19 protein-coding genes and 1 other RNA gene are annotated in these 25,062 nt (G+C 62.5%); 14 read left to right on the top strand and 6 right to left on the bottom strand.

Annotation, left to right across the window (positions count from 1 at the left end):
• The first annotated feature begins 173 nt into the window (after positions 1-173).
• The 8 genes from ACZ9XP_RS16630 to ACZ9XP_RS16595 all read left to right on the top strand — a co-directional run bounded on the left by ACZ9XP_RS16630 (position 174) and on the right by ACZ9XP_RS16595 (position 5,484).
• The gene (locus tag ACZ9XP_RS16630; RefSeq protein WP_465188814.1) at positions 174-374 is read left to right on the top strand and encodes a hypothetical protein; all 201 of its coding nucleotides are present in this window, start codon (positions 174-176) and stop codon (positions 372-374) included.
• Between the two features lie 8 nt (positions 375-382).
• Positions 383-661 carry a hypothetical protein gene (locus ACZ9XP_RS16625; RefSeq protein WP_465188813.1) on the top strand — a complete coding sequence of 93 codons (279 nt, stop codon included), beginning with the start codon at positions 383-385 and terminating at the stop codon, positions 659-661.
• A 91-nt stretch (positions 662-752) separates the two neighbouring features.
• On the top strand, positions 753-1,079 hold the full coding sequence (locus ACZ9XP_RS16620; protein WP_465188812.1) for a hypothetical protein: 327 nt from the start codon (positions 753-755) through the stop codon (positions 1,077-1,079).
• Positions 1,076-1,918, top strand: coding sequence for a RecT family recombinase (locus tag ACZ9XP_RS16615; RefSeq protein WP_465188811.1), 843 nt, complete (start codon positions 1,076-1,078; stop codon positions 1,916-1,918). The genes ACZ9XP_RS16620 and ACZ9XP_RS16615 overlap by 4 nt, the downstream gene beginning before the upstream one ends.
• Entirely contained in the window at positions 1,905-3,548 is a 1,644-nt protein-coding gene (locus ACZ9XP_RS16610) for a YqaJ viral recombinase family protein (protein ID WP_465188810.1), read from the top strand. The genes ACZ9XP_RS16615 and ACZ9XP_RS16610 overlap by 14 nt, the downstream gene beginning before the upstream one ends.
• 30 nt (positions 3,549-3,578) lie before the next feature.
• On the top strand, positions 3,579-4,064 hold the full coding sequence (locus tag ACZ9XP_RS16605; protein ID WP_465188809.1) for a hypothetical protein: 486 nt from the start codon (positions 3,579-3,581) through the stop codon (positions 4,062-4,064).
• Between the two features lie 44 nt (positions 4,065-4,108).
• Positions 4,109-4,318, top strand: coding sequence for an excisionase (locus ACZ9XP_RS16600; RefSeq protein ID WP_465188808.1), 210 nt, complete (start codon positions 4,109-4,111; stop codon positions 4,316-4,318).
• Positions 4,276-5,484, top strand: a complete 1,209-nt coding sequence (locus ACZ9XP_RS16595) for an Arm DNA-binding domain-containing protein (protein ID WP_465188807.1) — start codon at positions 4,276-4,278, stop codon at positions 5,482-5,484. Before ACZ9XP_RS16600 ends, ACZ9XP_RS16595 begins: the two co-directional genes overlap by 43 nt.
• 150 nt (positions 5,485-5,634) lie before the next feature.
• Here the strand turns inward: ACZ9XP_RS16595 and ssrA are convergent.
• Positions 5,635-5,996, bottom strand: a transfer-messenger RNA (tmRNA) gene (gene ssrA / locus ACZ9XP_RS16590).
• A 54-nt stretch (positions 5,997-6,050) separates the two neighbouring features.
• Positions 6,051-6,908: a hypothetical protein gene (locus ACZ9XP_RS16585; RefSeq protein ID WP_147687989.1), complete on the bottom strand. Its 858-nt coding sequence runs from the start codon at positions 6,906-6,908 to the stop codon at positions 6,051-6,053.
• Between the two features lie 115 nt (positions 6,909-7,023).
• Between ACZ9XP_RS16585 and typA the strand changes: the two genes are divergently transcribed.
• The gene (gene typA / locus ACZ9XP_RS16580; protein WP_147687990.1) at positions 7,024-8,838 is read left to right on the top strand and encodes a translational GTPase TypA; all 1,815 of its coding nucleotides are present in this window, start codon (positions 7,024-7,026) and stop codon (positions 8,836-8,838) included.
• A gap of 240 nt (positions 8,839-9,078) precedes the next feature.
• Here the strand turns inward: typA and ACZ9XP_RS16575 are convergent, their stop codons facing one another.
• The 4 genes from ACZ9XP_RS16575 to ilvA form a co-directional block, all read right to left on the bottom strand.
• On the bottom strand, positions 9,079-10,677 hold the full coding sequence (locus ACZ9XP_RS16575) for a diguanylate cyclase domain-containing protein (RefSeq protein ID WP_147687991.1): 1,599 nt from the start codon (positions 10,675-10,677) through the stop codon (positions 9,079-9,081).
• A gap of 2 nt (positions 10,678-10,679) precedes the next feature.
• Complete coding sequence (locus tag ACZ9XP_RS16570; protein WP_465188806.1) at positions 10,680-12,248, bottom strand: FecR family protein; 1,569 nt, start codon at positions 12,246-12,248, stop codon at positions 10,680-10,682.
• A gap of 104 nt (positions 12,249-12,352) precedes the next feature.
• Positions 12,353-13,000 (bottom strand): HAD-IA family hydrolase, encoded by a 648-nt coding sequence (locus ACZ9XP_RS16565; protein WP_147687993.1) that lies wholly within the window; start codon positions 12,998-13,000, stop codon positions 12,353-12,355.
• Positions 13,001-13,068: 68 nt separating this feature from the next.
• A complete protein-coding gene (gene ilvA, locus ACZ9XP_RS16560) occupies positions 13,069-14,598 on the bottom strand; it encodes a threonine ammonia-lyase, biosynthetic (protein WP_147687994.1) in 1,530 nt (509 codons plus the stop codon).
• A gap of 216 nt (positions 14,599-14,814) precedes the next feature.
• Here ilvA and ACZ9XP_RS16555 point away from each other — a divergent pair, with 216 nt between their 5' ends.
• The 5 genes from ACZ9XP_RS16555 to ACZ9XP_RS16535 form a co-directional block, all read left to right on the top strand.
• Positions 14,815-15,957 (top strand): D-alanyl-D-alanine carboxypeptidase family protein, encoded by a 1,143-nt coding sequence (locus ACZ9XP_RS16555; RefSeq protein WP_147687995.1) that lies wholly within the window; start codon positions 14,815-14,817, stop codon positions 15,955-15,957.
• Between the two features lie 56 nt (positions 15,958-16,013).
• Positions 16,014-16,292, top strand: a complete 279-nt coding sequence (locus tag ACZ9XP_RS16550; protein WP_026107877.1) for an HP0495 family protein — start codon at positions 16,014-16,016, stop codon at positions 16,290-16,292.
• Between the two features lie 3 nt (positions 16,293-16,295).
• Positions 16,296-16,919 (top strand): lipoyl(octanoyl) transferase LipB, encoded by a 624-nt coding sequence (lipB, locus tag ACZ9XP_RS16545; RefSeq protein WP_147687996.1) that lies wholly within the window; start codon positions 16,296-16,298, stop codon positions 16,917-16,919.
• Positions 16,916-17,887 carry a lipoyl synthase gene (gene lipA, locus ACZ9XP_RS16540; RefSeq protein WP_147687997.1) on the top strand — a complete coding sequence of 324 codons (972 nt, stop codon included), beginning with the start codon at positions 16,916-16,918 and terminating at the stop codon, positions 17,885-17,887. Before lipB ends, lipA begins: the two co-directional genes overlap by 4 nt.
• 374 nt (positions 17,888-18,261) lie before the next feature.
• Positions 18,262-25,062, top strand: a 6,801-nt coding sequence (locus ACZ9XP_RS16535) for a two-partner secretion domain-containing protein (RefSeq protein ID WP_465188805.1), incomplete at its 3' end; no start/stop codon positions are given.

Raw genomic sequence — 25,062 nt, 5'->3', positions numbered from 1 at the left:
CCAAGACGTAGGGGAGGGTGGCGTGATACTGCCGGCCAGTGTGCCGCAGACGACAGCGGCAACACGAATGGGCACTGACTACAGCGGCCATTCGTCTTGATGTCGTGAGCAGCCTTCCTTGGGCAGCCTTTTACCCCGCCTTGTGCGGGGTTCTTTTTTTCAGGAGTACCGCCATGAACAACATCCTGCTTTTTCCTGGCTGCGCCAGCAGCCCCGACGATATCGAAGCGTGTGAACAGGAAACCGGCCTGGTGGCGGTACGCAGCCAGGGCAGCACGGTCATCCGCATGGTGCCGGCGCTGCAGCTGCGCCTGCGCGAGGAGGGCACTGCCACCCGTGTCAGCCTTTGCCCTGAACTGCCGGGGGTGGCGTGATGGATGCCATGACCCAGCTTGACGCCGAGCGCGCCAGCCTCTTCGCGGAAAACCAGCGCAAACAGCAGCTGGAACAGCAGTGCGCCCAGCTGCTGGGCACCCTGACCAGCCTGGTGAACGAGGTGCAGGGCTTGATGGAAGAAAGCATCGGCGTGGCCGGCTTCCACATGAATGGCGATATGGCGCCGTGGCATGCGCTGGCACCTGGCGGCCAGTTCGAGCGGCTATCCAGCCTCGACGAAGCCGCAGCGCTGATCGACCAGATGAAAGGCCACTTTCCATGCTGAAACACCTTGCCATTGCCACCCTGCGCGGCCTGCTGGCCGTGGCGGCCTTCTACCTGCTGCTAGCCGTGACCAACTACGTGGAGCACCTGACATGACAGACCCCGTTATCACCGACCTGGCCGCGTACCAGACCGCCCAGAACAGGGCAGAGCTGAACCAGCTGGCGCACGAACACGCGCTGGCGCTACAGCTGGCAGACACCGTAGGTATCGGCACGCTGCTGCTGGAGCGCATCGGCGACCGAGACACACCGGAAAGCGTGCGCGAAAGCCTGGCCGGCCTGTTGGGCAGTGCAGTGCGCGCCGCGCATGAGGGCAAACCGCTGGCTGAGGTTGGCCGCACGCACCCCGTTTTTTGTGGCTGGGCGCTGGCGCAGGTAGACCAGCGTGTGGCCGGTCTTTTGAAGGAGGCAGCATGAACAGCATCATCGAACGACCGGCCGCGCCGGATATGGCCAGCAGCAGTGCGCTGCGCTCACCCACCGCCATGGTATTGGACACCGCCACTATCGATAGCGTGATGCGGGTGGCCGAGATCATGGCCACCGGTAAATCCACCATTCCGCAGCACCTGCGCAATAACCCGGGTGACTGCATGGCCGTGGTCATGCAGGCCATGCAATGGCAGATGAACCCGTTTGCCGTGGCCCAGAAAACCCACATCGTCAACGGCACGCTGGGCTACGAGGCGCAGCTGGTCAATGCGGTGGTGTCTTCTTCGCCGCTGCTTATCTCGCGCCTCAGCTACGTGTGGGAGGGCGACTGGGCAGGCTGCAGCAACGGCAAGAACGACAAAAGCCCGAATCTGACGGTAACGGTATCCGCCCAGCTACGCGGCGAGCCAGCCCCGCGCAGCCTCACTATCAGCATGGCGCAGGTTGGCGTGCGCAACTCGCCCAACTGGGAGCATGACCCCAAGCAGCAGCTGGCCTATCTGTGCACCAAGCGCTGGGCACGGCTGCACGCGCCGGATGTGCTGCTGGGCGTTTACACCCCCGACGAACTGCTAGCACCGCGCGGCGAGGTCAACATCACCGCCGAGGCCGAGGTCATCGCCGAGCCACAGCCGCTGGAGACCTACCCGCAGGACAAGTTCGACACCAATTTCCCGGAGTGGCAAGGCCTGATCGACAGCGGCCGACGCAAGGCAGCAGACATCATCGCCACCATCAAAACCCGCTATGCCCTGACCGAACAGCAGGAAACGCAACTGCGCGCCTGCGACGGCGAACAAGGAGCTGTCTATGAAAACGCTTGATCTGAGACAGGGCACGCCAGAATGGCTGGCCGCCCGCGCCCGGCACTTCACCGCCAGCGAGGCCGCCGCCATGCTGGGCCAGAGCGACAAGGTGGGGCGCACCGAGCTGCTGCACATGAAGGCCACCGGTACCGAGCGCGAGTTTTCCGACTGGGTGCAGAAGAACCTGCTGGACAAGGGCCACGAGGTGGAAGCCGCCACCCGCGTGATCATCGAGGGGCGTCTGGGTGAAGACCTTTACCCGACCACCGGCGCTGCCGAGGTAGAAGGCCTGCCGCTGCTGGCCAGCTTTGACGGCATCACCATGCTGGAAGATACCTGCTGGGAAAACAAGCTGTGGAACGCCAGCCTGGTGGCGTACATCCAGACCCATCAGGACGCACCGGCCACCCACTGGCCGCAGCTGGAGCAACAACTGCTGGTAAGCGGCGCCACGCGCGTGCTGTTCACCGTCAGCGACGGTACCGACAGCCGCCTGGCAGAGCTGTGGTATGAGTCCAGGCCGGAGCGCCGCGCCCAGCTGATTGGCGGCTGGAAGCAGTTTGCCAAAGACCTGGCCGAGTACAAGCCGGACGCCGGGCAGCCGGCCAACGTGACCGGCAAAGCACCGGATACGTTGCCGGCGTTACGCATCGAGGTCACCGGCATGGTGACGGCGTCCAACCTGGCCGAATTCAAAGAGACGGCGTTGGCCGCCATCCGCAGCGTGAACCGCACGCTGGATACCGACCAGGATTTTGCCGACGCCGAGCAATCGGTGAAGTGGTGCGAAGATGTAGAAACCCGCCTCAAGGCCGCCAAAGAGCACGCCCTCAGCCAGACCGCCAGCATCGACCAGCTGTTCAAGGCCATCGACGACATCAGCGCCGAGGCGCGCAAAGTGCGGCTGGATCTGGAAAAGCTGGTCAAGCAGCGCAAGGAAACCATCCGCGACAGCATCATCCTGGATGCGAAGAACCAGCTGGCCGCCCACGTCGCCAGCCTGAATGCCACCATCGGCAAGGCCTACATGCCCACCATGGCCGGTGACTTTGCCGGCGCCATTAAGGGCAAGCGCACGCTGGCCAGCCTGCGCGATGCGGCCAACACCGAGCTGGCCCGCGTGAAGGTGGAAGCCAACGCCATTGCCGACAAACTGGCGGCCAACCTCAAGACGCTGCATGCGCTAGCCGCCGACCAGCTGTTCCTGTTCGCTGACGAGGCCCAGATCGTGCACAAGTCGCCCGACGACCTGGCCCTGTTGATCAAGTCACGTATCGACAGCCATCTGCAAGCCGAGCGCGAACGGCAACAGCAAGAGGCTGCCACCGCCGCGGCCAAGCTCGAGCCGGCCACCCCGGTGGTGCTGTTTACCGATACCGGCGAAGCGCCGACCGCCGATTTGTTTGCCGCAGTACCCGCAGCGGCCAGCGTCACCGCCGCACCACGCGGCGTACCCACCCTGCGCCTGGGCATGATCAACGACCGTCTTGGCTTTGCCGTATCGGTACAACTGCTGGCCAACCTGGGCTTTACCGCCACACAGGAAGGCTCGGCACGGCTGTACCACGAGGCGGACTTTATCCCCATCTGCCGCGCACTGATGGCCCACATCCGTACCGTGGCCACCGGCGAGCAGCAGGCTGCATGAACAGTTTTCCCTTATCTGGAGACCGCATGAATGGCTGATAGCAACACTACTCTGGTGATCATGAGTGCCACCCAACTGGCTGAAATCACCCGCAAGCTGCAACAGATGGAATGGCGCGCCGCCGGTTACGAGCGTATCAAGGCGGTTTGCGCGCAGCAGAAAGGCCGCATCGTCGAGCTGGAAAACCGCGTGGCCAGCGCAGACGAAACCAGCCGGCATTACTGGACCCTTATCCAGAATGCTCGTGCCGAGGTACGCGACCTCACGCAGAAGCTGGCCATCTACCGTGATGTGGATCGGGAGTATGCCGCCATCGAGCGACAAAGCGAGGTGCAGCAGGAGGAAAACGCCCGCCTGCGCACGGCAGCTGACGCCCTGGATGAGCGCGTAACACTGCAAGAGCAACAGCTGGAAGCCGCCGACAAGCGCATCAAGGAACTGGAAGCGGCCCTGGTGCTAAGGGGGCTACCGTCCGGCAGTCTGGACAATGTGCTGCAGATGGCCAAGGTGGCTTGATGGCGGCATCAGCCTGTCATGACAAATGCAGAAAGGAACGTGACATGATGATCATGCTGAAGTGGGTAAAGCTGGAAAAGTATTGCGAGCTGTCAGGAGATAGCCCTGATGCCGTAGAGAATAAACGCCGGTCCGGAAAATGGGTCGAGGGCGTGCACTGGCGCATTCCGGCAGATGGCCGTGTCTGGGTAAATATGGAGGAGGTGCAGAAATGGGCAGAGACAAGCCAGCCATTGAAACGCCGCGCGGCATAAGCATTCGGCAGTACAGCACTGGTGCGCAAAGCCTCGTCATTCACTTCCAGTTTCGTGGCGTGGAATGCCGGGAGACGCTTAAAGGCTGGGAGGTGACCAAGGGGAATATCAAGGCCGCTGCGGGTCTCAAGGCTGAGATCGAAAAGAAGATCGCTTTCGGCACCTTCAGCTATCCGGAGTACTTTCCAGACTCCAAACGGGCGGCGATTTTCGGGCAGGCGAGGGCGACTATCACGGTGGGAAAGTTGCTGGAGGAGTACCTTAAACTGGCAGAGAGGACGCTAAAGGCAAGCACGGTGAATGACTACCGCAAGTCTATCCAGGGTGATCTGCAGGCAGCCTTTGGTGCAAAACGGATTGTTGACCTGACTGCGGCGGACATACGTGATTGGGTGGTATCCAAGGCCGTGACCGCCAAACGCATCCGAAACATCCTTACTCCGCTGCGCAACGTGCTGGAGCAGGCCATCGTCGATGGCCTTATCCAGAAGAGCCCGTTAGACCAGGTGGTGATCAACAAGCTGATTAGCCGGGAAACGGCAAAAACCGATTACGAGGTAGACCCGTTTAATGAGGCTGAGATCGTGGCCATTCTGGAGCAATGCGGAGACGGTCAGGGTGGGAACCTTCTGCAGTTTGCTTTCTACTCGGGCTTGCGTACCAATGAGCTGATTGCGCTGGAATGGCAGGACATCAACTGGATTGACGGGCTGATTCGCGTGCAGCGCGGCCAGGTCATGAAAAAGGTGGATACCCCCAAAACCAATGCCGGTGTGCGTGATGTGCTGATGCTTGAACCTGCGCGGCAGGCGCTGCTACGACAGAAGGAACACACCTTTCTGGCTGGCGGGCGTGTTTTCTACAACCCCAGGACCGGCGAGCCATGGGAAACGGATGCCCAGATCCGCAAAACGCTATGGACGCACGCACTGAAGCGGGCCGGTGTGCGGTACCGGAATCCCTACCAGACGCGGCACACCTATGCCTCGATGCTGCTGTCGCGCGGTGAGAACCCATGGTGGCTTGCCACGCAAATGGGGCATGTAAACATTGAGATGATCATGCGGCACTATGGCCGCTGGATTCCAGACTCGTCCAAGACTGGTTACAAGCTGGTGAATGACTGGGCGCTGCCGCAAGCCCCAGGTACAGAAAAGAGTGCGTAATCGCACGTGCGATAAAAGTGCGATGCGAGTGCGAAAAACGTGCGGAAATTGAAACGCCCCGAAACGGTCTTAGACGGTTTGCAGTTTGGCTAAAACTTTGCCTGTGCTGCGTTTGCTGCCGTCTATCGCCGTTTCAGGGCGTTGGGTTTCTGGTGGAGGCGGCGGGAATCGAACCCGCGTCCGGAAATCCTCTACGAAGAGATCTACATACTTAGTCGTGTCATTTGGATTTAACCGCTACCACGCCGACGGACAGGCTGGGTATTGGCGAGTTACCTTAAGTTTAGCCCCTGATCAAGTAACCCGGTCAAAGGCGATCTGATGTGAAATGACTCTACCGGGGTTGCCCCCACAGCCCATCAGCAAGCTGCTGTAGAGTCTAGCGGCGATTAAGCGGCTAGAGCGTAAGTTTCGTCGTTTGCGACTAAATAAATTCAGTGTTTAACGGGATGACTGAAATCCCGGTATGCCCTCATCCGCTTCGCAACCCCCGTCGAAACCAGGTCGCCCCCAGATAAGAGTGCAGAGTATAGCGCTATTCCCGCGCCGGCGCTAGCGTGCGGGGCTTATTGTACGGGGGACAGCGCTTCGATCAGGGCGACTTCCTGGGTGTAGCTCAGGGCTTTCAGGCGCTCTAGTAGGGCGTCGCCGTCGGCCTGGTGCTTTTGGTCCAGCTCGTCGTGCAGGATGCGGCTTTCTACGGCCAGCCACAGGCCGCGGCACGATTCGGCGGTTTCAAAGCGGGTGCTGCGCAATACTTCGGCCACCAGGCGCAGCTCGTTGTCGCTGAAGCGGCGCGACAGCATGGCTTGCTCGCGGCGGATGATTTCGGCGTAGCGGTCGCACATTTCCTGGATGCGCGCGTCGAGCGGCGGTTCGGCGGGGGCGTCTTCCAGTGCTTCGGCGTTGTACCAGGCGGCGGCGTCCAGGGTGATGCTTTCGGCGGCTTCTTGCCAGGCTTGCTGCAGGGCCTGGGTGAACTGCGGGTTGGCCGCAAAGCTGAGATTAAAGGCCATGGCGGGTGGCTGCTCGGGGTGGAGCAGGGCACCGTTGGCGGCCAGCTCGCCGTCTTCGGTGCAGCCAACTTCGGCGCGCCAGATGCCTTCTTCTTCGGTGGCCAGGTTGTCTACCAGTACTTCAAGGTAGGGCAGGGCCAGTGCCTGGCCTTCGTCGGCGGTGACCAGGCGGATGGCGATGTCGAACAGGTGCTGCTTGGCCAGCGTCATGATCTGCAGGCCGTTGTCGTGGCGCAGCAGGGTGTAGCTGCTGCCGGTGTCGTACACGGCGAGGTCATGCGCATCGCGCGCGCTCTTGCTGAGTATGCCGTTTAGCTGGCTGGCCAGCTGGTTTATGTCGGTGTCTGGCGCACCGTAGCTGGTGCGATAGTCAAGGTGGGCGTGCCACAGTGCGTTCCAGTCGTACATATGTGTTCTTTCTTGCTAGAAAACGGCGCCAGTGTACAGAAAAAATCACGTGAGAACTGTAGAGTTGGCCGCGGCATGGTAGAATCCGCGCGACTTTTTAAAATGACGTATCCCCATGACCCGACAAATTCGTAACATCGCCATTATTGCTCACGTTGACCACGGCAAGACCACGCTGGTTGACCAACTGCTGCGCCAATCCGGCACTTTCCGCGAAAACCAGCAGGTTGACGAGCGCGTAATGGATTCCAATGATCTGGAAAAAGAACGCGGCATTACCATTCTGGCCAAGAACACCGCCATCGAATACGAAGGTGTTCACATCAACATCGTTGACACCCCGGGCCACGCCGACTTCGGCGGTGAAGTAGAGCGCGTTCTGGGCATGGTGGATGGCGTACTGCTGCTGGTGGATGCTGTAGAAGGCCCGATGCCGCAAACCCGCTTTGTGACCAAGAAAGCCCTGGCCCTGGGCCTGCGCCCTATCGTGGTCATCAACAAGGTAGACCGCCCGGGCGCACGCCCTGACTGGGTGGTGGATCAGACTTTCGACCTGTTCGACAAACTGGGTGCGACCGACGAGCAGCTGGACTTCCCGATCATCTACGCTTCCGGCCTGAACGGCTTTGCCAAGCTGGAGCTGGAAGAAGAATCCGACAACATGCGCCCGCTGTTCGAAACCGTGCTCAAGCACGTGCCTACCCCGCCGGGTAGCCCGGACGCGCCGCTGCAGCTGCAGATTTCTGCACTCGATTACTCCACTTATACCGGCCGTCTGGGTGTGGGCCGCGTACTGAACGGCCGTATCAAGCCAGGCCAGGCTGTGGTGGTGATGAACCATGACGACCAGGTGGCTTCGGGCCGTATCAACCAGGTGCTGGGTTACAAAGGCCTGGATCGCGTGCCGGTAGAAGGTGCCGAGGCTGGCGACATCATCATTATTTCCGGTATCGAAGATATCGGTATCGGTGTGACCATCTGCGACAAAGAGCAGCCAGTTGGCCTGCCTATGCTGTCGGTGGATGAGCCTACCCTGACCATGGACTTCATGGTGAACTCGTCCCCGCTGGCCGGTACTGAAGGCAAGTTCGTGACCAGCCGCCAGATTCGCGACCGTCTGACCAAAGAGCTGCTGACCAACGTGGCTCTGCGTGTGGAAGATACCGAAGATTCCGACGTGTTCCGTGTATCGGGCCGTGGCGAGCTGCACCTGACCATTCTGCTGGAAAACATGCGTCGCGAAGGCTTTGAAATGGCTGTGGCCAAGCCGCGCGTGGTGTTCAAGGAAGTGAACGGCGAGAAGTGCGAGCCGTACGAGAACCTGACCATCGACCTGGAAGATTCGCACCAGGGTGGCGTGATGGAAGAAATCGGCCGTCGTCGTGGCGAGCTGACCAATATGGAATCTGATGGTCAGGGTCGTACCCGTCTGGAATACCACATTCCTGCACGTGGCCTGATCGGCTTCCAGTCCGATTTCATGACCATGACCCGCGGTACCGGCCTGATGAGCCACGTATTTGACGACTACGGTCCGGTAAAAGCCGACCTGCCAGGCCGTCACAATGGCGTGCTGATCTCGCAGGATAACGGCGAAGCCGTAGCCTACGCACTGTGGAACCTGGAAGACCGCGGCCGTATGTTTGTGTCCCCAGGCGACAAGCTGTACGAAGGCATGATCATCGGTATTCACAGCCGTGATAACGACCTGGTGGTGAACCCGCTGAAAGGCAAGAAGCTGACCAACGTTCGTGCCTCCGGTACTGACGAAGCCGTGCGCCTGACTACCCCGATCAAGCTGACGCTGGAATCGGCCGTAGAGTTCATTGACGACGACGAACTGGTGGAAATCACCCCGAAATCCATCCGTATCCGCAAGCGCTTCCTGCAAGAGCACGAGCGTCGCCGTATGTCCAAGCAAGAAAGCTAAGCAGCGTTTAGCCTGCTGACCATGCCGCCCCGGTGCAAGCCGCGGCGGCATTTTTCATGCTGTGGCAGGCAAAAGGTTGGCCGCAAGCAGTGGTTGGGTGGGTGAGGGCTTGTTAAGGCTAATTTGAATGTGGCGGTGCTTGTCAGGCTTGCGTGGGTCGCCACCCGGCGCATTCTCCTCCGCCTGACATTGGAAAACTTCTCGAGCCTGCGCCTTGGCAAGCAATAGTGTTAACAGGCCCTAAACGCGGGTGGCCAGCAGGCCGTCGGCTACGCAGGCTTGGTCGCGACCATTGCGTTTGGCCTGGTACAGGGCCTGGTCGGCCTGTTCGAAGATGCTGCGTACAGTGGCATCCGGCTCGGGTGTGCCGGCATAGATGCCGATACTGCAGCTGACGCGGCCTAGCGGGCTGCTGTGGTGGGGGATCTGGCGGCCCAGCAGGCGAAAACGCAGCTCGTTGGCCATGGCCTCGGCTTGTTTTTGCGAGGTATTGGGTAGCAATAGGGCAAATTCTTCACCGCCAATCCGGGCCACGGTGTCTTGCGGGTTGCGCACCATGCTGGCGATAACCTGGGCGATCTGGCGCAGGATGTCGTCGCCGGCGGCGTGGCCGTAGTGGTCGTTGTAGCGCTTGAAGTGGTCTACATCCAGAATCAGCAGTGCCAGTGCTTGCTGCTCCAGCTGGCTGTGCTGCAGTGCCATCACAATGCGCTCGTCAAAGTGGTGGCGGTTGGCCAGGCCGGTAAGCTTGTCGGTAAACGCCAGCTTTTTGAAGTGGCTTTGCAGCAGGAAGAAGTTGCTGGTGGCGGCCAGCAAGATCAGCAGGCCCAGTGTGGCAGTGCCCAGCTCGATGTGCAGCAGCTGGTAAAGCAGGGTGTCGCCCAACAGCATGGCGCCAACAAACAGGGCGGCCTGGCGGATGGGGTGCTGGCTTTTGCGGCGGCTGGCCAGTAGCTGCCAGCCTAGCGCCAGCCCGAGTAGCAGGCCGGCCCGCCAGGCGGGTGGTAAAGGGCTGGCCAGCCGGTTTTGCTGCAGGCCTTGCGCCAGGGCGGCGTTGATGAAGACGCCGCTGGTTTTGGGCTGGCTACGCTGGATGGCGGTGAAGTGCTCGTCGCCGCTGCCCGCGGCAGTTACGCCGATAAACACGGTTTTGTCTTGCAGGCGTGGATCTGGGTGGCTGGACGACAGCAGCTCTGCCATGGATAGCGTGGTAAAGGCCGTGTCGCTGGCCAGGTAGGGCAGCAAGCGTGGCTGGCTGCGGCCCCAGTCGCCTTGCCCGGTGCCGGTGGTGGCGGCAACCGGGCTGCCGGCCACCAGGGCGGCAAACGAGGGCAGCCGCGTATCGCCGGGCCCGCTCGCCAGGTAGGTGAGGCGGATTTCGCCATTGCTCTGGGCCGGGAAGTCGCTGATGCCGACACCGCGAGCCGCGTGCGCCAGCATGGGCAAGGGCAAGGTTGGCCGCAGGGTGTTGCCATCGGGCTCGGGGAAGGCGGGCAGGTAGACTTTGCCATTTTGCGCAATGGCGCGTGCCAGTGCCTGGTCGGATTCAGGGTGTTCGGAATGCTCGGCCAGCAGCAGGTTGAGCCCTACCGCCCTGGCGTGGCCCAGCTTGCTGATGGCTTCGGCAACCAGCTCGCGTGGCCAGGGCCAACGCCCCAGCTGGGCCAGGCTTTTTTCATCAATGGCCACGATCACGATCTGTTCGCTGGCGTCCGGCGCCAGGGTCTGATTGATCAGGTCCTGTGCGCGGTAGTCCAGCGTCGAGGGGGCCATGCCTAGCCAGACGGCGGCGAGTGGCAGCAGGATGCCAGGCAGGGTACGTGATGTGGGGGTGGGCATGGTTAGTCGACCTGCAGGATGTCTTCCAGTTCGGTGGCCTGGTAGCCATCCGGCGTGCTGACTTTATAGCTTACCCGGTAGCGGCCGCTATACAGGCGCTCGCTGTCTTGCCATGCGGGCTTATCGTTGCTGTAGACAAAGGCCTGGCTGTCGCGCCCCAGTAGTTGCAGTGTGAGCTGGTAGCGCGCATTGGCCAGCGGGTAGGGGCGGCCGCTTAGCTGCATGCCGCGCTGGTAGGTGGCGCGCCACAGGCCGGCATCGGCTTGCAGGCTGTAGGTCTGGCTGTAGGGGCCGGGCTTGCCTTGTTTGTCCAGGCGGGCTACCTGCCAGTACCACTGGCCACCGTCTTCCAGCTGGCGGGTGGTGTCGGGCTGGCTGATATCCCAGCTGGCAGCCAGCGGCTGCATGTCTGGCCGGCGCGACAGCGCTACGCGGTAGCGTGTGCCGGTGTCTCCACTGAAACGGAAGCTGACCTGGCGGCCCGCCAGGCGGCTGCCGTCTGCCGGGCTCATCACCAGTGGCGGGGTGGGGTGAGCGTGTACGACAAAGTCTTGCTTTGCCGGGTAGCCCTGCAGCCCGTTGGGCAGCTGGCTGCGCACGGTAAGCTGGTATTGGCCGTTTTCCAGAGCGGGGTGCCACTGTGCGGCTTTCAGCAGCTTGTCATCCACCATGCGGCGGCTTGGCTGGGTGCGCATCAGGTTAACCTGGTAGGCGGCCATGCCTTCGGCAGGCACCCATTGCAATATGGCGGGCGAAAAAGCCTGCACGGCCGGCAGCGGGCTCAGATCGGGGGCGGCGGGTAGCTTGATGCTGCCGCTGGGCGCTTCGCCACGGCGGGTTACACTGCCGAAGCCTGCCGCTACGGCCTGGCTGCCGCTGTGGCCGCTGACTTCTACCTGGCCTTCTACCACTTCGGTGGCCGAGCTGTCGCTGTCGGCCACGTTCACACGAAACCCGGTGCCACGTACGGCGGTGATGGCGCTGGGTGTCTGGATGGTATGCCGGTTTTGCATGAGCGGGTTTTTCACCACGCTATTGTCCAGGCTGCCGCTTTCTATGCTGAGCCAGGTGGTGCTGGCGCCGGTGCTGGGGAAGTGCGTGGCTTCTTTGATAACGAAGCGGGCATTGGGGCCAATGCTCACCAGGCTGCCTTCTTCCATCAGCAGCTTCAGCGCACTGTTGGGGCCGGTGCGGATAATCTTGCCTGCCTCCAGCGGATAGCGCCTGCCGGCATCCAGTGCCTGGCCGTCCAGCGTGGCCTCGCCGACCAGGTCGGTGACGGTGGCGCTGGCGCCGTGCTGGCGCATCAGCTGCAGCGGGATGCGCAGCGTGGTGTCCGGCTTGAGTGCGTACGGGTTGCGTATGGCGTTCAGCTTTTGCAGTGCGGGGGCATGCGCCAGGCTGCCCAAATGTGCACGGGCAATGCTCCACAGCGTATCGCCGGGTTTGACGGTGTATTGCCAGTCGTTGCCATCTGCATGGCTGGTGCCGGCTAGGCAGAGTGTTAGGGCTATCAGGCGTTTGGCGTGCATGGCGGGCGGTGGCGGGTGGCCAAAATTGATTCGCAGCAATTATAAAATGACAATTGTAAAACTTTTAACTGTACCGTGCAGTAAAAGCACCGGCTGGCATGGCGTGCTGCGGGTGGCGGCGTGCGAGCCGCGCCATGCCTTGCTTACAGGTGAGCCAGCAGCTCGGCTGGCTGGTTGATGGTGATGTCGGCTTGCCAGCTGGCGGTGTCGTCGCTGTCAGCAATATAGCCCCACTTCACCAGTACGGTTTTCATGCCCACGGCACGACCGGCCTGAATGTCGCGCTCGGCATCGCCCACGTACAGGCAGTGGCGCGGGTCGGTGTCGATCAGCTGGCAGGCGTGCAGCATGGGGGCCGGGTCCGGCTTGGCCACGCCTACGGTGTCGCCGCTTACCACTACGGCTGGCGGGGTGGCAAACGGTAGTACCGGTACCAGGCGGTCGGTAAAGCGCATGGGTTTGTTGGTGATGATGCCCCACTTCAGGCCGCGTGCCTCCAGCGCCAGGATCAGCTCGTTGATGCCGTCAAACAGCGTAGTGTGGCTGGAGAAGTCGTGGTCGTATTGTTCCAGAAAGCGCAGACGGTATTCCTCGAAACGCGGGTGGGTCTTGTCTATGCCAAAGCCCAGGCTCACCAGGCCGCGCGCGCCGTGGCTGGCGATGGGGCGCACCGCTTCGTAGGGCTGTGGCGGCACGTTTTCTTCGGCCAGCAGGCGGTTAAGGGCGGCGCCCAGGTCGCGGGCGGTGTCGGCCAGGGTGCCGTCCAGGTCAAACAGTACTGCCTTGATCATGCAAGCGTTCTCCAAAGAAATGCGGCCAACCTTTTTAATGAAAGGTTGGCCGCAAGTTTACGTGAGCCTCAGCGTACTGTCTTGCCGAGGAACAGCTTGTAGGCCGGGTTGTCGGTTTCTTCTACATACGGGTAGCCCAGCTGCGCCAGGAAAGTCTGGAACGCGGCGTTGTCTTCGTGCGGCACCTGGATGCCGATCAGCACGCGGCCGTAGTCGGCGCCGTGGTTGCGGTAGTGGAACAGGCTGATGTTCCAGCCAGTCTGCATGGCTTCCAGGAAGCGCATCAGCGCGCCCGGGCGCTCGGGGAACTCGAAGCGCAGCACGCGTTCGTCTTTGAGCTGTGGTGCATGGCCGCCTACCAGGTGACGGATATGCAGCTTGGCCAGCTCGTTGTCGGTCAGGTCCAGGCCGTCCAGCCCGTTGGCTTGCAGGTCGGCCACGATGCGGCCAACGTCCTCGCGGCCGGTAATCTGCACGCCCACAAATACATGCGCGGTGCCGGGGTCGGCAAAGCGGTAGTTGAATTCGGTGATGTTGCGGTTGCCAATCACGCTGCAGAACTTTTTAAAGCTGCCCGGTTTTTCGGGGATGGTCACGGCAATCACCGCCTCGCGGCGCTCGCCCAGCTCGGAGCGCTCGGACACGTGGCGCAGGCGGTCAAAGTTCATGTTGGCGCCGCAGTTAATGGCTACCAGCGTTTTGCCGCTGCAGCCTTCGCGCTCTACATAAGCTTTGGCTGCCGCCACGGCCAGTGCGCCGGCCGGTTCGGTAATGGAGCGGGTGTCCTCGAAAATGTCCTTGATCGCCGCACAGATGGCGTCGGTATCCACCAGCATGATTTCATCCAGCAGCTCGCGGCAGATGCGGAAGGTTTCTTCGCCCACCAGCTTCACCGCCACGCCATCGGCAAACAGGCCCACGTCTTTCAGCTCTACGCGGTAGCCGGCGTCGATGGACTGCTTCATGGCGCTGGAATCCACCGGCTGCACGCCGATGATCTTGATTTGCGGTTTCAGGCGTTTGATGTAGCTGGCCACGCCAGCGGCCAGGCCGCCACCGCCGATGGCAACGAATACTGCTTCGATGTCGCCCGGGTGCTGGCGCAGGATTTCCATGCCGATGGTGCCCTGGCCGGCGATTACGTCCGGGTCGTCAAACGGCGGGATGTAGGTCTTGCCGGTTTCTTCCACCAGCGTCATGGCGTGCTGGAAGGCATCGCTGAACGATTCGCCGGCCAGTACTACCTTGCCGCCACGGCGGGTCACGCCGTCGATCTTGATGGCCGGGGTGGTGGCGGGCATCACGATGGTGGCTTCCAGGCCCAGCTTGCTGGCCGACAGTGCCACGCCCTGGGCGTGGTTGCCGGCGCTGGCGGTGATCACGCCGCGCGCGCGCTGCTCGGCGGTAAGTTTGGACATTTTGTTGTAAGCGCCGCGCAGCTTGAACGAGAACACCGGCTGCAGGTCTTCGCGCTTCAGCAAAATGGTATTGCCGGTACGGCGGCTTAGGTTGGTGGCCAGCTCCAGCGGGCTTTCGATGGCAACGTCGTAGACGTTGGAGGTGAGGATGCGCTCCAGATAGTCCTTGGGGTGTGGCATGGCGATATATTCCGAGTAATTTTTTTGTCCCTGACGGGGCAGATTAACAGGAACTAAGCGAGCTGCGAAGGGTATAAAAGGCTTTGCGCGGCGGGCCTGTACCCGCTAGCGCCGGTGCAGTGCGGGCAATATTTTGTATCCCGCTGCGCAACCTCCGTTGGCCCGGCGTGTATAATGCCCGGCTGTTTTGCGACAAACCCACCGTCTATTGTTTCAATGAAAAAAACTACCTCGCTTTTGCTGACGGCAGCCTTGTCGCTGTCCACCCTTGCACACGCCACCACACCGTTTGTGCCGCCTGTACCGGAAATCGCCGGCAAGGCTTACTTCATTACCGATTTCTACAGCGGGCAGGTCGTTGCCGCCCGTGACCCGGATACCCGCATCGAGCCTGCGTCGCTGACCAAGCTGATGACGGCGTATCTCACCTTCAAGGCATTGAAGGAAAAACGCCTGACGCTGGACCAGATGCTGACCGTGTCCCAGGTGGGCTGGAAGCAGGAAGGCTCGCGCATGTTCCTCGACCCGAAAGTGCCGGTGTCGGTGGACAACCTCATCAAAGGCATGATTGTGCAGTCCGGTAACGACGCCTGCGTCACGCTGGCCGAAGCCATTGCCGGTAGCGAAGAAGTGTTTGCGCAGATGATGACGACCGAGGCCAAGCGCCTGGGCATGAGTGCTACCAGCTTCAAGAACTCTACTGGCCTGCCGCACCCCGAGCACTACACCACCACGCGCGACCTGGCCACGCTGTCTACCGCCATCATTCATGACTTCCCCGAGTTTTACCCTATCTACTCGATGAAGTCGTTCAGCTATAACAACATCACCCAGCCAAACCGCAACCTGCTGCTGTACCGCGACCCGAACGTAGACGGCATGAAAACCGGCCACACTGCCAGCGCCGGCTACAACCTGATTGCTTCCAGCAAGCGCGATGGCCGCCGTGTGGTATCGGTTGTAGTGGGCACAGCCAGCGAAGAAGCCCGTGCGGTAGAAAGCTCCAAGCTGCTGAATTACGCACTGCAGTTCTTTGAAACGCCCAAACTGTACGACGCCAAAAAGCCGGTATCGGAAGTTGCCGTTTATAAAGGTGACAGCAGCAAGCTGCCGGTAGGTTTTGCCAGTGATGTCTACATCACCGTGCCCAAAGGCCAGGCCAGCCAGCTGAAAGCCGACCTGACCACCACGCAGCCCATGATTGCCCCGGTAGCCGCCGGCCAGACAGTTGGCAAGCTGACCGTGAGCCTGGCAGGCAAAGTGGTGCTGGAGCGCCCTGTCGTTGCGCTGCAGGCAGTGGAAGAGGGCGGTTTCTTCAGCCGCCTGTGGGATAGCATCAAGCTGTGGCTGGGCTGGTAATTTGAATGGTTGGCCGCATGTATGCGGCCAACCCTTTTTGTATTCAGGATGTGCATATGAGCAACCCGACAAGCGATATCAAAGACCTGCTGGAATTCCCGGCACGCTTCCCCATCAAGGTAATGGGCGAGCGCACCGACGCCTTCTTACCGACCATCTTCGAAGTAGTGCGCCTGCACGCGCCAGACCTGGAGCTGGCGCATATCGTGTCGCGTGATAGTTCCAGTGGCAAATACGTGTCGCTGACCGTGACCGTGACCGCTACCTCGAAAGAGCAGCTGGACAACATCTACCGCGCGCTGTCCGGCCACCCGCTGGTGAAGTGGGCCCTGTAAAACATGAGCCGCATCGTCAAACACCTGGGGCAGGTTGACTACACGCCCACCTGGCACGCCATGCAGGCGTTTACCGAAGCCCGTACCGACACCACGCCAGACGAGCTGTGGTGCCTGGAGCACCCGCCGGTATACACCCTGGGTCTGGCCGGCAAGCCGGAACACCTGATCATGCCCAGCAGCATCGAGGTGGTAAAGTGCGACCGCGGCGGCCAGGTCACCTACCACGGCCCCGGCCAGCTGGTGGTGTACCTGATGATCGATTTCAAGCGCATGGGTATTGGCGTGCGCGAGCTGGTGCGTCGTATCGAGCAATCGGTGATCGACCTGCTGGCCGAACTAGGCATTACCGCCTACGGCGACGTCAACGCGCCGGGGGTGTATGTCGCGGGCGAGAAAATCGCTTCGCTGGGGCTAAGAATCAAAAACGGTGCGGTGTACCACGGGCTAAGCCTGAATGTGGACATGGACCTGACACCGTTCAGCTGGATTAACCCTTGCGGCTATGCCGGCCTCAAGGTGACGCAACTCAAAAACCACGGAGCCACCCTTACCGTGGCAGAAACCGCCGCACAACTGCTGCCCCATCTGGAGCGCAACCTGACGGTGATGAAGGAGACAGCATGAAACTGGACAACCAGGCAGGCGTAAAACACAAAGGCGCCGACAAGACCGCACGCATTCCCATCAAGATCGTGCCGCTAGACGAAAAGCTCAAAAAGCCGGAGTGGATTCGTGCCAAGCTGCCCAATGGCCAGCGCTTCAACGAGATCAAGCAAATCCTGCGCGAGCAGAAGCTGCACACCGTCTGTGAAGAAGCCACCTGCCCGAACATCGGCGAATGCTTCAGCAAAGGCACCGCCACCTTCATGATCATGGGTGACATCTGCACCCGCCGCTGCCCGTTCTGCGACGTAGGCCACGGCCGCCCGAACCCGCTGGACGTGAACGAGCCGCGCCACCTGGCCGAAACCGTGGCCGCGCTCAAGCTGCGCTATGTGGTCATCACCTCGGTAGACCGTGACGACCTGCGCGACGGCGGTGCCCAGCACTTTGCCGACTGCATCAGCGAAATCCGCAAACTGTCGCCCGATACCCAGATCGAAGTGCTGGTGCCGGACTTCCGCGGCCGCCTGGACGTCGCGCTGGACATCCTCAGCAAAAACCCGCCGGACGTGATGAACCACAACCTGGAAACCGCGCCGCGCCTGTACAAGCAGGCCCGCCCGGGTGCCGACTACATCCACTCGCTGGAGCTGCTCAAGCAGTTCAAGGCGCTGTGCCCGGACGTGCCGACCAAATCCGGCATCATGGTCGGCCTGGGTGAAACCGACGAAGAAGTGTACGAAGTGATGGCCGATATGCGCCGTTACAATATCGACATGATCACCATCGGCCAGTATCTGCAGCCTACCGACGGCCACCTGCCGGTGCTGCGCTACGTTCACCCGGACCTATTCAAGGCCTTCGAGAACAAGGCTTACGATATCGGCTTCAAGCACGCTGCCGTCGGTGCCATGGTGCGCTCCAGCTACCACGCCGACGTACAAGCCCACGAAGCTGGCGTGGTGGACGCCAGCGCGATCGTCGGTTAACACCCGCTAGCCAGGGTACCGCGTAGCCGGTGCCCTGATTCACAACAGCCCCCCTCTGGCAAAGCCAGGCGGGGGCTGTTTGCGTGCGCGCGACTCTTCCCGGTGGCGCAGCGTACCGGTGTTTTGCTGGGCATGCCTGGCCTGGCGTTTACCTGCGGCCAACTCTCTAGGGCTGATTCTGCTTGTGATGCCAATAAGATATTGATGTTGTCATGGCGTGATGCGTTCTGCTACGGTGGTATTTGCTAGTTTTTCCATTAACAGATTTAGCAAAAACTATTAAATAACTATCGTTTTACCGCGATAGTCCGGCCAGGCCCGGTGATGTGTTGCCAAAGGTGCACAGCAGCAGGCCGCCGCACAGGAACGCCACCATGAACCAGCATTGCTATCGCCTTGTTTTCAATCGCCATCGCCATATGCTGATGGCCGTCGCCGAAACCACACCGGCACACGGTAGCCCGGCACGCGGGCCAGTACGCGCCGCCAGCGCCAGGCCGCTGGCGCACGCCCTGCGCCCCTTTGCCGCCTGCCTGTTGCTGGCCATGGGCATGTTGTGGCCGCTGCAGGCGCAGGCGCAAATCGTGGCTGACCCATCTGCACCGGGCAGCCAGCGCCCCACGGTGCTGAGCACCAGCAGCGGGGCGGTGCAGGTCAATATCCAGACACCGTCTGCCGGTGGCGTGTCACTTAATCAGTACCGGCAGTTTGATACCGGCACCGCCGGCACCATCCTTAATAACAGCCGCGTCAGCGTACAGACGCAAAGCGGCGGCTGGATAGCATCCAACCCGTGGCTGGCCACCGGCAGCGCCCGCGTTATCGTGAACCAGGTCAATAGCCAGAACCCGTCGCTACTGCGCGGCACGCTGGAGGTAGCCGGGCAACGTGCCGAGGTCATCATTGCCAACCCCGCCGGCCTGCAGGTGAGCGGCGCAACCTTCCTGAATGCCAGCCGCACCATACTGACCAGCGGCACGCCGGTTCTCAACGGCGGCAGCCTGGAAGGCTACCGCGTGAGCGGCGGGCAGGTGCGTATCGACGGCGCAGGGCTGGATACCAGCAGCAGTGACTACACCGCCATTCTGGCGCGCAGTGTGCAGGCCAACGCCGGTGTCTGGGCGCAGCAGCTGCAGGTGGGCACCGGCAGTAACGCCTACGCGGCAGATACCACGCGGCAAGGTGCCCTTGCCGACCGTGGCACGGCACCCGTCTTTGCGCTGGATGTGGCCGCGCTGGGCGGCATGTACGCCGGCAAGATCACGCTGATCGGCACCGAGCATGGCTTGGGCGTGCGCAATGCCGGCAAGCTGGTGGCAGGCAGTGGCGGCTTGCTGTTGCAGGCCGATGGGCAGTTGCTCAATAGCGGCACCATCGCCAGTACCGACACAGCGGCGGCCTTGCAGCTGCAAGCCACGTCAGTACGTAACGACGGCACGCTGTCGTCGGCGCAGGATCTACAGCTAGACAGCAGCGGGGCGCTGGACAACCTGGGCACTCTCAGCGCTGCCCGCCAGTTAACGCTGACGACAGCGCAGGTGGATAACGCCAGCAGTGGTGCCATTGACGCCCAGCGGCTGGCTATCACCACCGCTGCGCTGGCCAATAGCGGCCAACTGCGGCAAAGCGGCAGCCAGGGCCTGGCGCTGCAAGCAGGTCAGTTGCAGAACAGCGGCAGCATCGGGGCCATGCCTGCGGGCACAGCCACAGACGGCGGCCTTACCCCGCCAGCCGAGGGCGGCACGGGCAGTGGCGGGCAGGCAGCCGCGTTGCCGCTACCCTTGGGTGGCCAGACCGATAGCACCACCGTACAGCCCGCGCCGGTGGCAGTGTTGCCGGATGGCGCCGTGCGGGTAAGCGGCGTGCTCGATAACCGTGGCAGCATCCTGGCCAATGGCGGGGTAGATCTGGATAGCCAGGGTGGCCTGGTGAACCACGGCACACTGGCACTGCGCCAACTGCAAGTCCGTGGTGACAGCTTCGACAACAGCCAGGGCAGTATCCGTGCCCATGCGGCCAACATTGCTACCACGGCTATCAACAACCAGCAGGGCAAGCTGCAAGTGCTGGGCGACGCTACCCTGCAGAGCCAGGGCTTCATGAATCAGGATGGCAAGGTCGGTGCCGGTGGCAGCCTGAAGCTACACAGCGGCCAGTTGGATAACCAGCGCGGCAGCGTGCTGGCCGAGCAGGCCCTAACGGTACAAGCGGCGCAGCTGGATAACCGTGATGGCGTGCTGGCCAGCCGGCAGGGTAGCGCCAGCCTACAGTTGGCCGCAGTGAACAACCAGCGCGGCCAACTCTTGGCCGCCAGCGCTTTGCAGCTGACATCGGAGGGCGCACTGGATAACCGCCTGGGCAGCATGCAGGCCAGCTCGCTACAGCTGCAGGCCGCCAGCGTAGATAACCGTGGCGGCACGTTGGTCGCCGACACCTTGTCCAGCCGTAGCGGCGCGCTGGATAACAGCGGCGGCTTGATTCAGGCCAGCCAGCAACTGGCTATCGACACCCATGGCCAGGCACTACACAACGCCGATAGCGGTCACCAGCGCGGCATCCTGTCTGGCGGCCAGCTACAGCTGCAAGTGGGCGAGCTGGCCAATCTGGCGGGCGGGCGCATCCAGGCGGCGGGCAACCTACAGCTGGAAAGTAGCGGCGTACACAACCAGCAGGCCGTCATCAGCGGCGACGACGTGGTGCTGTACGGCGGCGCGCTGCACAACCAAGGCGGGCGGATTCAGGCCGGCGGCCCGCTCAGTATCGACACCCACGGTCAGGCGCTCACTAACGACACTGGCGCCAGCATCGTTAGCGCCGGCCCGCTCACTATGCGTAGCGCCGCGCTGGTCAACGGTACCGGCAGTACCATCGGCAGCCTGCAAAGCCTGCAGCTACAGGCCGATAGCGTGCGCAATGCTGGCCTGCTGGCGGGCCAGACAGCACTGCAGCTACAGGCGCAAAGCCTGGATAACCGCAGCGGCCAGGTGCAGGCGGCCACGCTGGACATCCAGCTGGCTAATGGCACGCTGGACAACCGCCAGGGCCTGCTCTTGGGCAGCCAGCGTCTGGATGTACAGGCCGGCGATATCGACAACCGTCTTACCAGCGGCACGGCGCATGGCCTGCAGGCCGGCCAGCTGGCGTTGGCCGCAGCCAGCCTGGATAACACCCAGGGCCAGCTGCGCAGCGCCGGCGATACCCATATCCGGCTGGCTGCACAGCTGGACAACTACGACGGCACGCTGGCCAGCGGAGGAAGCCTGCAGCTGGCCGCTACCGGCGTAGACAACAGCCGCGGCCAACTGCAAGCCGGGCAAGACCTGCAGCTGGTGGCAGATAGCCTGGCAGGCAGCGGCACCCTGGCTGCCGGGCGCGACCTGGCCCTGCAGCTGCAAACCGGCCTGACGCTAGCCGGCAGCACCCAGGCAGGGCGTGATCTGCGCATTGCTACGCCTGGGGCACTCACGCACGCAGGCACGCTGCGCACCGGTGGACAGGCCAGCTTGCAGGCGGCAGCGCTGCATAACCAGGCAGGGGCCGAAATCAGCGCCCAGGCACTGGCCATCACCGTCGCCAGCCGGGTGGACAACGCTGGCCTGATCGACGCCGGGCTGCTGACCATCAGCGCGCCGGATGCCATCACCAACCAGCCGGGTGGCCGCCTGTACGGCGACCGCATCGCCCTGGCCAGCGCCAGCCTGCACAACCAGTCCGACGCCAGCCGAGCCGCCACTATTGCTGCCCGCCAAGACCTGCAGCTGGGCGTGGGGCAGTTAATCAACGCAGAAAACAGCCTGATCTACAGCGATGGCAGTCTGGCTATTGGCGGCCAGCTGGATAGCCAGCACCAGGCCACCGGTAGCGCCCAGCTGGTACACAACCAGTCCGCCACCATCGAGGCCAAAGGCGATCTAGCCATCGCCGCCGACACCATTCGTAATGAGCGGCTGCGCACCAGCATCACCCAGCAAAACAGCATCGACGACACCGCCTACATGCAGGTGGCCAGCTGGCAGGGTAATGGGCATAACGGACACGACCTGCGTAGCTCGGCCAACTACCGTGCTTATGAAATCCTGTACCTGAACCCTGCCGACATCGTCAGCAACGATACCTTCATCACCCCGGATGGCAAGCAGCTGGGGCGTGCTGTGGTCAAACTTACCCCGCAAACCAGCAGTTTCTTCTTTGCCCGTGGTCGGGGCTGGAGCGCTACAGGCGAGCGCTGGCGTACCAGTGTGCCGGTTGAAACCACCCGCACCATTTACTACCTGTGGCGGCAAGATGCGCAAGCTAACCCGGATCAGCTTGCCGGGGGGGACGACCCCTTTGTCGAGCTGACGCCTACCGGTGGTGGCGGGGCACCAGCTTTTGCCTATCAGTACGACGGTGTGCAGTACAGCCCGCAATACGGTACCTGTACCAGCAACTGCGTCCAGCTGGTAACGCCTTATCAACTGGATGACCCGACCCGTACCATCGTCCACCGTCTGAACCATCCCAGCCAGGAGCCCGGTAACGAAGCCGCCCGCATCGCCCACCACACCGCCATCGACGACGTACTGGCCGCCGACGCCGGCGCCGCCGCTGTTATCCGGTCCGGTGGCAATATGCAGCTGGCCCCCGGCCAGCTACTGGACAACCGCTACAGCCAGATCGCTGCCGGTGGCAGCCTGCTGGTGGATGGCAGCAGCGAAGGGCAGGGTAGCAGCAAGGTAGTGAACACCGCCGCCACGCTGTACCGCCTGCACCAGTTCAGCAATACCCACATTACCTATGGTTTCGGCAGCTACCAGGGCGCGGCACCCGACATCCGCACCGAGCTGGGCAGCGTGGCCGCCAGCATTACTGCCAACCAGGCGCTGGTGATCAACGGTGGCGATGTCAGCAACCTGGACCAAGGCCGCCACGCGCCGCATGTCCAAACACCCGCCGCCCCTGGCGCCGGGGCGGCCAACGTGCGCGGCGGCAGCGACGGTATCATCCGCGTTACCCCGCCAGCTGGCGCCATGCCGGGGCTGGTGCAAACCGGCAGTGTCAACGTGACGCTGCCGCGCAGCAGCCTGTACCACCGCAGCGCTGCCAGCAGCCCCTACCTTATCCAGACCGACCCCGCCTTTACCCAGTACCGGCAGTGGCTGGGCAGCGACTACATGCTGCAAGCCATGGCCATCGACCCCGCCACCGCGCAGCAACGCCTGGGCGATGGCTACTACGAACAAAAGCTCATCCGCGACCAGGTCGCCCAGCTCACCGGCCGCCGCTTCCTGGCGGGTTACAGCAATGACGAAGCGCAATACCGCGCGCTGATGGACAACGGCCTCACCTTTGCCAGCCAGTACGGCCTGCGCCCCGGTATCGCCCTGAGCCCCGAGCAAATGGCCCGCCTCACCAGCGATATCGTGTGGCTGGTAGCCCAAACCGTTACCCTGCCGGATGGCAGCCAGCAAACCGCGCTGGTGCCGCAGGTGTACGTCAAGCTCAAGCCTGGCGATATGGGTGCAGACGGCGCCCTGTTGGCCGCAGACCAACTGCAGCTGAAGCTGGATGTCAACCTGACCAATCAGGGCCAGATTGCCGGCCGCCAATTACTCACTATCAGCGCCGACAACCTGCACAACCTGGGTGGCAAGCTGCAAGGGCAAGACATTGCCCTGCAAGCGCGCACCGACATCAACAACCTGGGCGGGCAGATACGCGCCGGCAGCAGCCTGCAGCTGGCCGCCGGGCGCGATATTGCCGTTAGCAGCACTACCCATAGCCAGCAATACGGCAGCGGCGGTAACCGCCTGCAGCAAACCACCGTAGAGCGCGTGGCCGGCTTGTACGTAGACGGCGGCACCGGGCTATTGCTGGCCAGCGCCGGGCGCGACCTCACCCTGGCCGGTGCCCGGCTCGTCAACCAGGCCGATGGCGGCAGCACCCACCTGCAAGCCGGCCGCAACGTTGATCTGGCCACTGTCAGCAGCGGCGAAAGCCGCGACATACGCTGGAACGCCACCGACCGCCTGCACAGCAGCCAGCACGCCGAAACTGGTACCAGCATCCGTACCACCGGCGACCTTACCCTGGTAGCCGGGCAAGACCTGAGCGCCCGTGCGGCCAACCTGGTCAGCGACAAAGGTGCCGTTACCCTGCAAGCCGGGCGCGACCTTAGCCTGGTGAACGGTGAAAATACCAGCAGCGTGGATTGGCAAACGCAGAGCAGCAAAAAAGGCACCTTCAGCCGTAAAACCACCAACGAAAGCGAGCAACGCCAGCAAACCGACATCGTTAGCAGCAGCGTGTCCGGCCACAGCATTAGCCTGCAGGCCGGCAGCAATATGGCCATCCAGGCCAGCCAAGTGGTCAGCGACCAGGCCACTAGCCTGCAAGCCGGCGGCAACATCGCCATCACCAGCGCCACCGCCAGCGATAGCTACAGCCACAGCCGCGACGAGAAAAAATCCGGCCTGATGAGCAGCGGCGGCTTGGGCGTTACCGTGGGCAAAGCCCAGCAAGGCAACGCCAACACCGTCACCACCACCCGGGCGGTGGGCAGCACTATCGGCAGCGTGCAGGGCGATGTGTCCATACAGGCCGGCAAAGACCTGCAGCTCAAAGGCAGCGACGTCATCGCCGGGCAAGACATCACGCTGGCCGCACAAAACGTGCGCATCGAACACGCCGAGCACACGCAAACCCAGCAGACATCCAGCTACAGCAAGCAAAGCGGCGTCACCGTGGCGCTCAGCGGTGGCGTGGTAGACGCCGCACAAACCGCCGTCAGCGCCACCCAGGCTGCAGGTAACAGCAACAACAGCCGCTTGGCCGCACTGCAAAGCGTCAAGGCCGGGCTGGCGGGCTACCAGGCGGTACAAACCGCGCAGCAGGGCGGCGGCAACGGCGAGGTGGCCGACCCGTCCTTTGTCGGCGTGTCGGTCTCGCTGGGCAGCCAGCGCAGCCAGAGCCAAAGCCAGACCAGCAGCAGCAACGCCAGCAGCAGCGAGCTCAACGCTGGCCGCAACGTGCACATCACCGCCACCGGCGACGGCAGCAAAGGCGCCGACGGCGTCGCCCAAAACGGCGACCTGGCGGTGATCGGCAGCAGCATCAAGGCTCAGAACGTCACGCTGGACGCCGCCCGCGACATCACCCTGCAGTCTGCACAAAACCGCAGCGACACCACCGGCAGC

The organism is Vogesella perlucida, from assembly GCF_979366545.1.
Note: the sequence above shows the minus strand (reverse complement) of the source record. Positions and strands in the feature narration are given on the sequence as shown.